Source organism: Chimaeribacter coloradensis (assembly GCF_002858715.1).
GTDB lineage: Bacteria > Pseudomonadota > Gammaproteobacteria > Enterobacterales > Enterobacteriaceae > Chimaeribacter > Chimaeribacter coloradensis.
This window is the reverse complement of sequence record NZ_PJZH01000022.1, coordinates 1-12569: the sequence shown is the minus strand read 5'-3', so window position 1 is coordinate 12569 and position 12569 is coordinate 1. Positions and strand designations below refer to the sequence as shown.

12 protein-coding genes and 1 tRNA gene are annotated in these 12569 nt (G+C 59.5%); 9 read left to right on the top strand and 4 right to left on the bottom strand.

Annotated elements, in window-relative coordinates; all coding sequences use genetic code 11:
* The first annotated feature begins 21 nt into the window (after positions 1-21).
* The 5 genes from ada to CYR32_RS16440 all read left to right on the top strand — a co-directional run bounded on the left by ada (position 22) and on the right by CYR32_RS16440 (position 4797).
* Complete coding sequence (gene ada, locus CYR32_RS16460; RefSeq protein WP_101826239.1) at positions 22-1128, top strand: bifunctional DNA-binding transcriptional regulator/O6-methylguanine-DNA methyltransferase Ada; 1107 nt, start codon at positions 22-24, stop codon at positions 1126-1128.
* The gene (gene alkB, locus CYR32_RS16455) at positions 1112-1759 is read left to right on the top strand and encodes a DNA oxidative demethylase AlkB (protein WP_206602463.1); all 648 of its coding nucleotides are present in this window, start codon (positions 1112-1114) and stop codon (positions 1757-1759) included. Before ada ends, alkB begins: the two co-directional genes overlap by 17 nt.
* A gap of 62 nt (positions 1760-1821) precedes the next feature.
* Positions 1822-2283: a GNAT family N-acetyltransferase gene (locus CYR32_RS16450; protein ID WP_101826237.1), complete on the top strand. Its 462-nt coding sequence runs from the start codon at positions 1822-1824 to the stop codon at positions 2281-2283.
* Between the two features lie 449 nt (positions 2284-2732).
* Complete coding sequence (locus CYR32_RS16445; protein ID WP_241523843.1) at positions 2733-3314, top strand: carbonic anhydrase; 582 nt, start codon at positions 2733-2735, stop codon at positions 3312-3314.
* A complete protein-coding gene (locus CYR32_RS16440; protein WP_101826235.1) occupies positions 3307-4797 on the top strand; it encodes a SulP family inorganic anion transporter in 1491 nt (496 codons plus the stop codon). The genes CYR32_RS16445 and CYR32_RS16440 overlap by 8 nt, the downstream gene beginning before the upstream one ends.
* A gap of 51 nt (positions 4798-4848) precedes the next feature.
* Here the strand turns inward: CYR32_RS16440 and CYR32_RS16435 are convergent, their stop codons facing one another.
* A complete protein-coding gene (locus CYR32_RS16435; protein ID WP_146000714.1) occupies positions 4849-6324 on the bottom strand; it encodes a hypothetical protein in 1476 nt (491 codons plus the stop codon).
* The gene (locus CYR32_RS16430; RefSeq protein ID WP_101826233.1) at positions 6285-6644 is read right to left on the bottom strand and encodes a tlde1 domain-containing protein; all 360 of its coding nucleotides are present in this window, start codon (positions 6642-6644) and stop codon (positions 6285-6287) included. The genes CYR32_RS16435 and CYR32_RS16430 overlap by 40 nt, the downstream gene beginning before the upstream one ends.
* 481 nt (positions 6645-7125) lie before the next feature.
* Between CYR32_RS16430 and CYR32_RS16425 the strand changes: the two genes are divergently transcribed.
* From CYR32_RS16425 to CYR32_RS16415, 3 genes are all read left to right on the top strand, one after another.
* Positions 7126-8697 (top strand): MFS transporter, encoded by a 1572-nt coding sequence (locus CYR32_RS16425; RefSeq protein WP_101826278.1) that lies wholly within the window; start codon positions 7126-7128, stop codon positions 8695-8697.
* 100 nt (positions 8698-8797) lie between these two features.
* Complete coding sequence (gene kduD, locus CYR32_RS16420) at positions 8798-9589, top strand: 2-dehydro-3-deoxy-D-gluconate 5-dehydrogenase KduD (protein WP_101826277.1); 792 nt, start codon at positions 8798-8800, stop codon at positions 9587-9589.
* A gap of 78 nt (positions 9590-9667) precedes the next feature.
* Positions 9668-10312: an RpiB/LacA/LacB family sugar-phosphate isomerase gene (locus tag CYR32_RS16415; protein WP_101826232.1), complete on the top strand. Its 645-nt coding sequence runs from the start codon at positions 9668-9670 to the stop codon at positions 10310-10312.
* Between the two features lie 59 nt (positions 10313-10371).
* Here the strand turns inward: CYR32_RS16415 and CYR32_RS16410 are convergent, their stop codons facing one another.
* Positions 10372-11643 (bottom strand): zinc-dependent alcohol dehydrogenase, encoded by a 1272-nt coding sequence (locus CYR32_RS16410; RefSeq protein ID WP_101826231.1) that lies wholly within the window; start codon positions 11641-11643, stop codon positions 10372-10374.
* 374 nt (positions 11644-12017) lie between these two features.
* Between CYR32_RS16410 and CYR32_RS16405 the strand changes: the two genes are divergently transcribed.
* Positions 12018-12278, top strand: a complete 261-nt coding sequence (locus tag CYR32_RS16405) for a hypothetical protein (RefSeq protein WP_241523839.1) — start codon at positions 12018-12020, stop codon at positions 12276-12278.
* 182 nt (positions 12279-12460) lie between these two features.
* Here CYR32_RS16405 and CYR32_RS16400 read toward each other — a convergent pair.
* Positions 12461-12536 (bottom strand) — tRNA-Asn (locus CYR32_RS16400).
* Positions 12537-12569 lie beyond the last annotated feature (33 nt).

The window sequence follows — 12569 nt, the reverse complement described above, 5'->3', positions numbered from 1 at the left end:
TCACCTGAGCAGGAGATCCCTATGACCCTCATTGATGCCATAACAGACGATCCGCGCTGGCAGCAACTCGCCGCGCGGGATAAACAGGCCGATGGCCGCTTCGTGTACGCGGTGCGCACCACCGGCATCTACTGCCGCCCCTCCTGCCCGTCGCGCCGGGCGAAACCGGAAAATGTGCTGTTTTTTGCCACCGCGGCGGAGGCGGCGGCAGCCGGTTACCGCGCCTGCCAACGCTGCCGCCCGGACGGGGCGTCAGATCAGCAGCAGTGGGCCGCGCGCATCACCGCCGCCTGCCGCCTGCTGGAGAGTGCAGAAACCGAACCCAGCCTGCATGAACTGGCGGCGCAGGCCGGGGTCAGCGCATACCATTTCCATCGCCGCTTCCGCGCCCTGACCGGCCTCACCCCCCGCGCGTACGCCGCCGCCCGGCGCGGCCAGCGGCTGCGCGAACAGTTGCCGCAGGCCGCCAGCGTGACCGAGGCGCTGTATGGGGCGGGGTACGGCTCCAGCGGCTGCTTTTATGCGGCGTCCGGGGCGCAGCTCGGCATGACGCCGGGGCAGGCGCGCCGGGGGGCGCCGGGCGAGCGGCTCTGGTTCGCGGTGGGCGAATGCAGCCTCGGGCCGGTGCTGGTGGCCCAGAGTGCGCGCGGCGTCTGCGCCATTCTGCTGGGCGCGGAGCCGCAGGCGCTGGTGCAGGAGATGCAGGCCCGTTTCCCGCGGGCGGAATTCTGTGGCGCAGTACCGGGCTTTGAGCAGACGGTGGCGCAGGTGATTGGATTGATCGACCACCCGCAGGCCGGGCTGGATCTGCCGCTGGACATCCGCGGCACCCTGTTCCAGCAGCGCGTCTGGCAGGCGCTGTGCGCCATTCCCCCCGGCCAGACCCTGAGCTACCGGGAGGTAGCAGCCCGCATCGGCGCGCCTTCGGCGGTGCGGGCGGTGGCCGGGGCCTGCGCCGCCAACCTGCTGGCGGTGGCGATCCCCTGCCACCGGGTGGTGCGGCAGGACGGCACGCTCTCCGGCTACCGCTGGGGCGTGGAACGCAAACAGGCGCTGCTGCAAAAAGAGCGCGCCGCTGACGACGAGGAGATCGCGATCGATGCAGACGATCATACCGGATCTGTTTGATCCGCCGGCCATTCCCTGGAATGAGCCGATAGGCGACGCCTCCCTGCTGTTGCACGGCTTTGTACTGGCACAGGAGGAGGCGCTGCTGGCGGCGCTGCGCGGCGTGATTGCCGAAGCGCCGTTCCGCAAGATGCAGACCCCCGGCGGCCGCCCGATGTCAGTGGCCACCACCAGCTGCGGCCGCCTGGGCTGGATGACCGACCGGCGGGGCTACCGCTACGTCACGGGTGACCCCCTGCGCGGGCAGGCGCCGTGGCCGGTGATGCCGCCGCTGCTGGCAGATCTTGCCGGGCAGGCGGCGGCACTGGCCGGTTTCCCGGCGTTCTGCCCCGACTCCTGCCTGATTAACCGTTACGTGCCCGGCGCGAAAATGTCCCTGCATCAGGATAAAGATGAAGCGGACTTCAGCCAGCCTATCGTCTCGGTGTCGCTGGGGCTGCCGGCAGTGTTCCAGTTTGGCGGGCTGGCACGCAGTGACACACCGCAGCGCTACCTGCTGACCCACGGCGATGTGGTGGTCTGGGGTGGGCCTGACCGGCTGCGTTTCCACGGTGTGCTGCCGGTCAGGCCGGGCGAGCACCCGCGCATGGGCGCGCAGCGCATCAACCTGACCTTCCGGGTCGCGGGCTGACGCCCCGGCCGTGATGCAGTATGCTTAATAATCATCCCGTAGGCGCTATCAAAGGGGGCATGATGAGCACCACTGACCCGGCACCAACCCTTGTCGTCCGTCCGCTGACCGGCAGCGATTACCCCGGCTGGTTACCGCTGTGGGACGGCTACCTGCATTTCTGCCAACACCCGCTGAGTGAGCATGTCACCCAGCTCACCTTTGAGCGCCTGTGCATCGGCGAACGGCTGGCCGGGCTGGTAGCGGAAGCGCCGGACGGCACGCTGCTCGGCCTGGCGCATCTGGTTTTCCATCCCTCGACCTGGAGCGACCACGGCTATTGCTATCTGGAAGATCTCTACGTCAGCGAGGCCGCGCGCGAACAGGGCATCGCCCACCGGCTGTTTGAGGCCGCCTGCCGGCTGGCGGATGAAAAACAGTGTGACCGCGTCTACTGGACCACGCACGAGACCAACACCCGCGCCCGCGCGCTTTACGACCAGCTCGGCGAGCGCACCGCCTTACTCACCTACCGCCGCTGGTAAGCCTCTTTCCGCCACATCCTCCGCCGCCTCCTGGCGGCTTTTTTGTCTCTCTTTTCCCTGGAAACTATAAGCTTCTCTTATTTAATTGCCGGCTAACTAAAGCAATTGATCTGCATAAGGAAAAATGTGAAGTGTGACGGTATGTATCGAAAAGTATGCTTTTGTAAATAAAAAAGCATAGTTGTTACTTGCAGATTACTCTTATCCAGTACCTTTCACTGGGATGTTAGTAAATATCTCCGTTATCGCCGCGCGGTAACGGCGGATCGGGTGGCCGCGCCTGCCCCAGCATCCGCACACAAGGACAGTGTACACCTCCAGAATGGTTGAGATTTCTGATGAGTCTTTCCCAGGTTAACGGGCGAACCGATCACGACCTGCCCCCCAACAGAGAGATACAAGCCGTGACGATACTGACACCCCTATTGGCCAAAAACCGCAGCTGGGCCATGAAGCAGCAGCAAAGCGATCCTGACTATTTTATCCAGACGGCGCGCCCGCAGCAGCCGCACTCCCTGTGGATCGGCTGTTCGGACAGCCGCGTCCCGGCCGAGGTGTTGACCGGTTCCCACCCCGGTGAGCTGTTCGTCCACCGTAACATTGCCAATATGGTGATGGAGGAGGATGACAACCTGATGAGTGTGCTGCAATACGCGCTGGAGTACCTGAAAGTCTCGGGCATTGTGTTGTGCGGCCACTACGGCTGCGGCGGGGTGCAGGCCGCCAGTATGTTGCCTGAGATGCCGCTGGCACAGGAGGAGAGTGCGCTGGCACGGCGGATGCGTACGCTGCGGCGGTCGCTGGGCGAGGCGCTGGCGGAACAGGGCCACGCCGATGAGGGGGCGCGGCAGAATGCGCTGGTGGACGCACACGTGCGCCGTCAGTTCGTCCACCTGACCGAGTGCTGGCCGGTGCGGCTCGCCTGGCAGCAGCAGAAACCGCTGGAGGTGTATGGCTGTGTGTATGACCTGCACAGCGGCCACCTGAAAAAACTGGTCGAACAGCGCAGTATGGAGGCCCACCATGAGTGACTCAACCCTGAGCCAGGCCCCGGCCTCAGCCTCTACCCTGCGCCATGACATCCCGGCCGGGCTGGTGGTGTTTCTGGTGGCGCTGCCGCTCTGCCTCGGCATCGCCCAGGCCAGCGGCCTGCCGCCGTTTGTCGGCTTACTGACCGGCGTGATCGGCGGGCTGGTGGTGACGGTGTTCAGCCCCTCCCGCTTTGCCGTGAGCGGCCCGGCGGCCGGGCTGGTGACCATTGTCACCGCCGCGATGGAGACGCTGGGCAGTTTCCCGGCGCTGCTGTTTGCGCTGATTTTGGCCGGGATGCTGCAGATTATGCTCGGCATCGCCCGCGCCGGGCGCTTTATCACGCTGATCCCCGGGACGGTGATCCAGGGAATGCTGGTGGCGATCGGGCTGTTGCTGATTGTGCAGCAGATCCCGGTAGCGATGGGGCTGCCGGAGGGGCAGGGGCTGTTCGCGCTGCTCAGTGGCGTCGGCGAAGTTTCCGCCCCGGCGGCGATCGTGGCGCTGGTGGCGCTGCTGATCATGTGGCTGTGGACCACCGCGCCGTTCCGGCGCATCCCGCTGTTGACCTACATCCCCGGCCCGCTGGTGGCGGTGTTGTGGGGCAGCCTGGCGGTGGTGTTCGGCGAACGGCTGATGCCGGACGGGGCGATGCCGCGCATCTCGCTGCCGGCGTTCAGCAGCCTGAGCGAGCTGACCGCCCAGCTGGAGCGGCCGGACTGGCAGGCGTGGCGCAACCCGGCGGTTTATATGGTGGCGGTCACCCTGGCGCTCGTCGCCAGCCTGGAGACGCTGCTGAGCCAGGAAGCGCTGAAGAAGCTGAAAGAGCAGGTGCCTGCGCCGTCGCCGGACAAAGAGATGCGCGCGCAGGGGATCGGGAATGCTGTGAGCGGTTTTCTCGGTGGCCTGCCGATCACCGCGGTGATCGTCCGCAGTTCGGTGAACGTCAACACCGGCGCGCGCAGCAAAGCCTCGATCCTGCTGCACGGCGTGTTGCTGCTGCTGTGCGGGCTGTTCTTCAGCGACATGCTGAACACCATTCCGCTGGCGGCCCTGGCGGCGGTACTGCTCTACACCGGCTATAAGCTGGCGTCACCGGCGCTGTGGCTGATGCAGTGGAAGCAGGGCTGGCCGCAGTTTCTCCCGTTCGTCACCACCGTGGCCGGGATTATGCTGTTCGGGATGCTGGCCGGGATTGGGCTGGGGCTGCTGGCACAGCTGCTGTGCAGCACCTATAAAAGCCACGTCAACGCGCTGCAGCTCTCCAGCTATGACGATCACTACGTGGTGCGCATCCACCAGAACCTTACTTTCCTGCACAACCCGCGGCTGCACCGCATTCTGGCGGAGATCCCGGACAACAGCGTGGTGATGGTGGACAGTGAAAACGCCGACTACATCGACCCTGACGTCAAAGCACTGCTCAGCGAGTTCCGTGAGAAAGCACCGACCCGCGGCATCAGGCTCGACCGCTGGCCGGCGTAACCTGACTGCGTAGTATGATGCCGTTTCCTTACCGGGAAGCGGCATCACTTTTTAAGGCGCGGGATAGGTGAGGGTGCCCCATTTGCTGTTGCTGCGCGCCGCGTCAGCCATGATTTCCTCCATAGACGCATTCAGCATCCACAGGCATTGTTGGGTGTTTTGGCGGGATGTTTTCTCCAGCGCCTGCCGGGTGTGCCGGTAATAACGGATAACCGAGGCTTTGGTGTGATCCATGGCAGCCGGTATCCCGCAGATGGTATCCGTATCAAAGTGCTGGATAATCCGCGGATCGTCGCCGCTGTAGGCATCGATGATTGTTAATGCATCCAGCGTCTGGGCCGGGGCTTTCATTAAGGCCATACTGGCAGCGATGTGAAATTCCACTAATTGCTCATAACTCAATACCGGCCCTGTGATAAACACCGCCTCAGGCAGCGCCTTTATCGCCTCGGGGTCAGCCCGCGTTAATTGCGTGATATAGGTTGGCCAGCTATCAGGGACAGCTGTACCGGGTTCCGGGTAGAAACGGGTGCCCCATTTCATCGTCCCGCGCTGCGCCTCATAGTCAAACTCTTCCATCGTTTCACGCATTAACCATAAACAGTGTTGACTGTTTTTGTGTTTGCTGTTTTTTAGTGCCTGTGATACTTGCTGGTAATAACGCAAGACTGAAGGCTTATCATAAAGAAATCCAAGGGAGGGTGAGCATACACTTTCAGTATTGAAGCGTTGAATAAGAGAGGTATTTTCTCCGATATCGTGGTTATCAATCATGCTTAATACGTCGAGTGTTTGTGAGGTCGCCTTAAGTAAAGAGAATCTTAAAGCATTATTCAGTTGTGAAGTATGGCCACCATCCAGCGTTAATCCAAAGGAGAACACCTTTTCCGGCAGCGTTTTTAACGTCTCCGGGTTGCTGCGGGTTACCTGTTCAATCAGTGTCGGCCAGTTATCCGGCACCTGGGTACCGGGTGCTGTCACGTAATATTCTTCGGTTCCCCATGCGATCCCGCTGTGCGTGTCATCCACGTTAAGGTCGTTCATCGCTTTCTCCATAATATGCAAACAGCGTTGGCTGTTTTTATGGGAACTGGCGCTTACTACCTGCGTTGCCTGCTGGTAATAACGGGTAATTGATGCCTTATCGTAATAGCGCACCTGCGGCAAACGGCATACCGCGTGGGTCGTAAAGGAACGCATAAACGCATTGTCTTCACTGATGCTATAAAGGTCTATCTCACTCAGGGCATCAAGCGTAGTGGCAGGCGACTTCACTAAGGCCAGTGTCAGCGCACGGTTAAGTTCATTTTTATGCTCCTCATCCAGTGTTGATCTTAATGGAAACAATTTATCCAGCAAGGTTTGTAAGGTGCCGGGGCTGGCATAGGTCACGCGGTCAATCAATACCGGCCAGTTTACCGGCGGCGGATAATCGGGTTCAGCGAAACTCAGGGTCGGCAAAAGCAGGAACGTGAGTAACCCATATTTCATCGTACCACCTCCAACATATAGTCTTTTGATTTCCATATTTTTTCCCTTATTGGGTACTCTAAAATAATACATCCCTCTGATGCCCAGCCCACGGGTGGACGTCTGCGTTCACCGTGAATACGGAATGCAGAACGTCCAAAAGTTGCTCCTTCTATTTGTTCCAGCACCAGGGTATAAGGGCCTTTAGAATGGGTATTGGCAGTAATTTTATATCGCCCCCGCGGCAGCGGCCCCAGCCCTTTTACCTGCTGGCGATCAGGGTTGTTTTTATTGGTCATACGCCCGGCATAGCCTTTACCCATATAAAGGCTGTTATGATAAATCTCGCCGCTTCTCTGATGATAAATCCATGTCATATTACGCTCCTTTAGGCTGTGTGACGCATTTTTAGCTATGCGGTTAAGGTGTTCCAGGCGCGATATTACGCCTGCGCTAAACAAAGAAAACCGGCAAATCGTGCGAAGAGAAAAAATAGGATTTTTATTATCTGGAGTGGGTTTTTTACTATTACAGATTGCCGTTACTGTTTTCCGTCACGCTATTTTTAGAAATTAAACGGTGAGAGGGTTAATAAAAGTGACCGCTTTATTGATTTCCTATAAATATTTATCACCCCCGCACCGCCAACGCTGCCCGCGCGTATAGCAGAGAATTTTCCGCGCGGGCTTTTTCGTTACCCTGATGACCATTTTATTTCCATTGATTAGCCTGCGTCACAAAACGGGTAAAAAGTAGTCGCTTGCGCGATTAACTGTGATGATTTTCACATCAATTTTGCCGCGCCATGAGTATAAAAACGCCAATTCAACAAAAACGAAACGGCGGTTCAATATGAAAATGCAAGAGGCTCAACCCGGCAGCGCAGAGCGTCCGATCTTCGTGCGGCACCTGCTGGCCTATGGGGGCGGTAACCTGCTGGGCAGCGGTGCGCTGGCGATTGCCGGGGCGTGGCTGCTCTATTTCTATACCACCTTTTGTGGCCTGACGTTGCTGGAGGCCTCGGCGATCTTCTCGGTGGCCAGCATTATTGACGCCATCAGCAACCCGCTGATGGGTTACCTCACCGACAACTTCGGCCACACCCGGCTCGGCAAACTGTTCGGCCGCCGCCGCTTCTTCCTGCTGATCGGCGCGCCGCTGATGCTGTTCTACCCGCTGCTGTGGGTCGAGGGCTTCGGCTTCTGGTATTACCTTTCCACTTATGTGATTTTCGAGCTGATCTACACCTCGGTGATGGTGCCCTACGAAACGCTGGCGACCGAGATGACCACCAACTTCGCGGTGCGCTCGAAACTCACCGGCTATAAAGCGATTTTCGGCAAAATGGCTAACTTCCTGGCGGCCTTTATCCCCGGCCAGTTCATCCTGATCTACGGCAAAGAGTCGGCGGAGCCGTTCTTCTATACCGGCCTGACCTACGGCGCGATCCTGTTTATCGCCATCGGCCTGCTCTACCTCTCCAGCTGGGAGCGGGACGTGAAAGAGCTGCGCCCGCTCGACCTGCATAAAAAGAGCCTTGGGCAGACCATGCTCTCCCTGGTGCGCGACATGATCTCCACCTTCCATCTGCGGGTGTTCCGCAAGCACCTCGGCATGTACCTGTTCGGCTTCGGCGCGGAGTGGCTGTTCGCTTCGGTGTTCACCTACTTTGTGATTTTCGTGCTGCAGTATGACCCGGCGATGGTGGCGGGGCTGAACAGCCTGAACTCCATCCTGCAACTCTTCTCCACCGCTATTTTCATTGCGCTGTGCGTGAAAAAGGGCTTCAGCAAGCCGTACATCCTGGCGCTGGGGATCGTGGTATTCGCCGTGGGCTGCTACACGCTGCTCTACTTTATGCAGCTGCCCGCCGCCTACGCGACCGCCGTGATGCTGGGGATCACCGTGGTGTTCGGCATCGGCACCGGCGGCGTCTACTACATCCCGTGGACGGTCTACACCTTCCTGGCCGATGTGGATGAGGCCTTTACCGGCCGCCGCCGCGAAGGGATCTACGCCGGGGCGATGACCTTCTCCGGCAAGCTGATGCGCTCAGTGATTGTGTTTGTGATGGGGGCCGTGCTCAGCTTCTACGGTTTCCAGTCGAAATCCCATACCCAGCCGGAGAGCGCCGTGATGGCGATTGCACTGGTGTTCTGCATCGGGGTGGTAGGGCTGGGACTGTTGGCGATGGTATTCAGCAAGCAGATGAAACTTAACCGTGAAACCCACCTGGTGGTGCTCAACGAAGTGGCGCGCATCAAGCAGGGCGGCCGCATCGCGGATGTCACCCCTGAGACGCGTGCAGTGATGGAAAACCTGATCGGTTACCGCTACGAAGAGTGCTGGGGCAACAGCGCCGTGTGCCGCAAGATGCTTACGACCTCCCCGGCAATCCAGAAAATTTCTGACGCACCTCAAAAATTATGAAACGATGTTTTATTTTAATTTGAGGCCGGTTTTTATTTGCGTTAGGATGCGAGACAACTAAGCGGCCCCGCGGGGGCAGCGGCACAAAGAGGGAATTATGATGAGTCTTGATACGTCTTCTCAGCAGAACTTTTCGCTGCAAAGCTTCTCACTGCAGAACAAGGTGGCGCTGGTCACCGGCTGTGACACCGGGCTGGGGCAGGGCATGGCGCTCGGCCTGGCGCAGGCCGGGTGTGACATCATCGGCGTGAACATCGTGGAGCCGGCAGAGACCGAGCAGCAGGTCACCGCGCTGGGCCGCCGCTTCCTCAGCCTCACCGGCGACCTGCGTGACACCAGCATCATCCCCGATCTGGTCAGCCGCGCGGTGGCGGAGTTCGGCCGCATCGATGTGCTGGTCAACAACGCCGGCATCATCCGCCGCGAAGATGCGCTCGAGTTCAGCGAAAAAGACTGGGACGACGTGATGAACATCAACATCAAAGCGGTGTTCTTTATGGCGCAGACGGTGGCGAAGCAGTTCATCGCCCAGGGGGAGGGCGGCAAAATCATCAACATCGCCTCGATGCTCTCTTTCCAGGGCGGCATCCGGGTACCGTCTTATACCGCCTCCAAAAGCGCGGTGATGGGCGTGACCCGCCTGCTGGCCAACGAGTGGGCCAAACACGGCATCAACGTCAACGCCATCGCGCCGGGCTACATGGCGACCAACAATACCCAGCAGTTACGCGCCGACGAAGCGCGTAGCCAGGAGATCCTCGGGCGCATCCCGGCCGGGCGCTGGGGCCTGCCGCAGGATTTGATGGGGCCGGTGGTTTTCCTCGCGTCCCCGGCGTCTGACTATATCAACGGCTACACTATTGCTGTCGACGGCGGGTGGCTGGCGCGTTAACCCTTCTGCGGCCGCGGCACAGGCCGGGGCCACTCAACACACCGGGCGCGGCAGTCTGTGCGCCCAGAGGAGAGAAAGATGAAAATTGCACTGATGATGGAAAACAGCCAGGCGACCAAAAACGCCGTGGTATTGAAGCAGCTCACCGAGGTGGCGAATGAGAAAGAGCACAGCGTGTTCAACGTCGGCATGAGCGACGAGCAGGACCATCACCTGACCTACATCCACCTCGGCATCATGGCGAGCCTGCTGCTGAATTCCAACGCAGTGGATTTTGTGGTCAGCGGCTGCGGCACCGGGCAGGGCGCGTTGCTCTCGCTGAACCTGCACCCGGGCGTCAGCTGCGGTTACTGCATCGACCCGGCGGACGCCTTCCTGTTCGCGCAGATCAACAACGGCAACGCGCTGGCGCTGCCGTTTGCCAAGGGCTTTGGCTGGGGCGCGGAACTGAACGTGCGCTATATCTTTGAGAAAGCCTTTACCGGTGAGCGCGGCGCGGGCTACCCGCCGGAGCGCAAAGAGCCGCAGGTGCGCAATGCGGGCATCCTGAACCAGGTGAAAACCAGCATGCTGAAAGGCGGCTGCGTGGAGACCCTGCGCGCCCTCGACCCGGAGCTGGTGAAAACCGCCGTCAGCGGCGAGCGCTTCCAGCAGTGCTTCTTTGAAAACTGCCGGGATAAAGCGATCGAAGCCTACGTGCGTGAGGTTCTGGGCCAGGCGTAACCGTCCCGGTTCCGGCAAAAAGCCCGCATCAGCGGGCTTTTTTTATGGCGCAGGAAAGATTACGGCACCAGCGGTTTCGGGGCCACCAGCGGCGGGGTGTCGACGATGGCCGGGCCATTTTCGATGGCGGCGGTGGTGGTCAGCGGTTCCGGCATCGCGACCGTCTCCGGCACCAGAATCACCTTGCGGCACTCCTCCTCTTTCTTCTCGAAAATCTCGTAGCCTTTGGCGGCATCATCCAGCGACAGCTTATGGGTGATGATCTCTTCCGGCTTCAGCAGCCCCTGCTCAATCAGCGGCAGCAGCTCCGGCAGGTAAGCCTGGACGTGGGTCTGGCCCATTTTGAAGGTCAGCCCTTTATCGAATGCATCGCCGAACAGGAAGCCGTGGATAAACCCGGCGTAGACGCCCGGCACGCTGACGATACCGCCGCGGCGCACCGCCGCGATGCACTGGCGTAACGCCTTGCCGCTGCTGCCTTCCAGCTTCAGGTTAGTCAGGATGGTTTCGGTGGTGCTGCCTTTGGCCTCAAAGCCCACGGCGTCGATCACGGCGTCCACGCCGCGGTTGCCCGGCGTCTGCTCAATGATTGCCGCGGCCGGGTCATCGATCTCGTCGAAATTCACCGGGATCACGCCATAGCGTTCCTGCGCGAAGGCCAGCCGGTAGGGGTGATGGTCGATCATGAAAATCTGCTCGGCACCCAGCATGCGCGCACAGGCGGCGCTCAGCAGCCCCACCGGCCCGGCACCGAAAATCGCCACCCGCGAGCCTTTGCCGACCTGGCCGTTTTTCACCGCCTGCCAGGCCGTCGGCAGGATGTCGGAGAGGAACAGCACTTTGTCATCGGAGAGGATATCCGGCACCTTGAACGGCCCGGTATTGGCTTTCGGCACGCGCACATATTCCGCCTGGCCGCCGGGAATGCCGCCATAAAGGTGGCTGAAGCCAAACAGCGCCGCCGGCGGCGGGATCTGCTTTTTATTGATAATGGCACCGCGGCCGGTGTTGGTGGTTTCACAGGCGGCAAACTGCTGCATGCGGCAGAAGAAGCAGTCACCGCAGGCGATCACAAACGGGATCACCACGCGGTCGCCTTTCTGCACGGCGGTGACGTCACGCCCGGCTTCCACCACTTCCCCCATAAACTCATGGCCGAAGATGTCGCCATGTTCGGTTTTTGGGATCTTGCCGCGATAGAGGTGCAGGTCGGAGCCACAGATGGCGGTGGCGGTAACGCGCAGGATAATATCATCCTGATCGACGATCCCGGGGTCGGCGACCGTATCAACACTGACCTTATAAGGGCCGTGATAAGTTAGTGCTTTCACAGTTTTATCCTTTTTATGAGGAAGACCTCCTTAACTGTAGCGGCTGTTGGCGGACTCTGCCGGGCGGGTGCCTTCACAGAGGCCAAAATCAGACAAGGTGCCGGAATGCCGCGCCACCCGCAAAACCGGGATAATTATTCGGCCTATTTATTTACAGGGCTATAATTATTGGTGCCACAAATAATACGAAACTTCTGGTCAGACTTTATTAATGATAAAAACAGATGACATGTAATGTTACGTTACTGCCCCTGTCCGTTGCCGGTAATCACCCTATTATTAACGCCGGTTTAATAAAGGAATGTGATAGGTTTCTGTGTGCCTGCCGATAAAGGCGGGTGCGTACGTTATTATTTTTATAAAAGGTGTTTATGATGAAAAATTACCGGCATTTTCTGGGTGTAATCATGGTGGGTGCGCTGGTCGCGGGCGGGCTGGCACCGGCCGCGCAGGCCACGGAGCAGGGGCGTGAGCGGCGGGAAGCGCGCGACACGCGGCAGGATGCCCGCCGGGATGCCCGGCAGGAGAAACGCGAATGCATCGTACAGGATGATAAAAGTAACCATGAATGCCGCGAAGATAAACGCGAGGCCAAACAAGAGGGCCGCCAGGAGGCGCGGGATATTAAATGGTAATTGTGCCGTATTAATTTTCCCGGTTTAACGGAACGGTAGCGGGTTATTTATTAATACGCGGAATAATATATTGGCTTTTTACCGGCCGCCACATCACGGCTGTTTCTACATAGCCGCTGCATTTTCCCGGTATTTGCCGCCATAACGAAAAAAGCCTGCTTTAAAAGCAGGCTTTTCGAATTTGGCTCCTCTGACTGGACTCGAACCAGTGACATACGGATTAACAGTCCGCCGTTCTACCGACTGAACTACAGAGGAATCGTGTGAACGGGGCGGATAATAGCGGCCTGC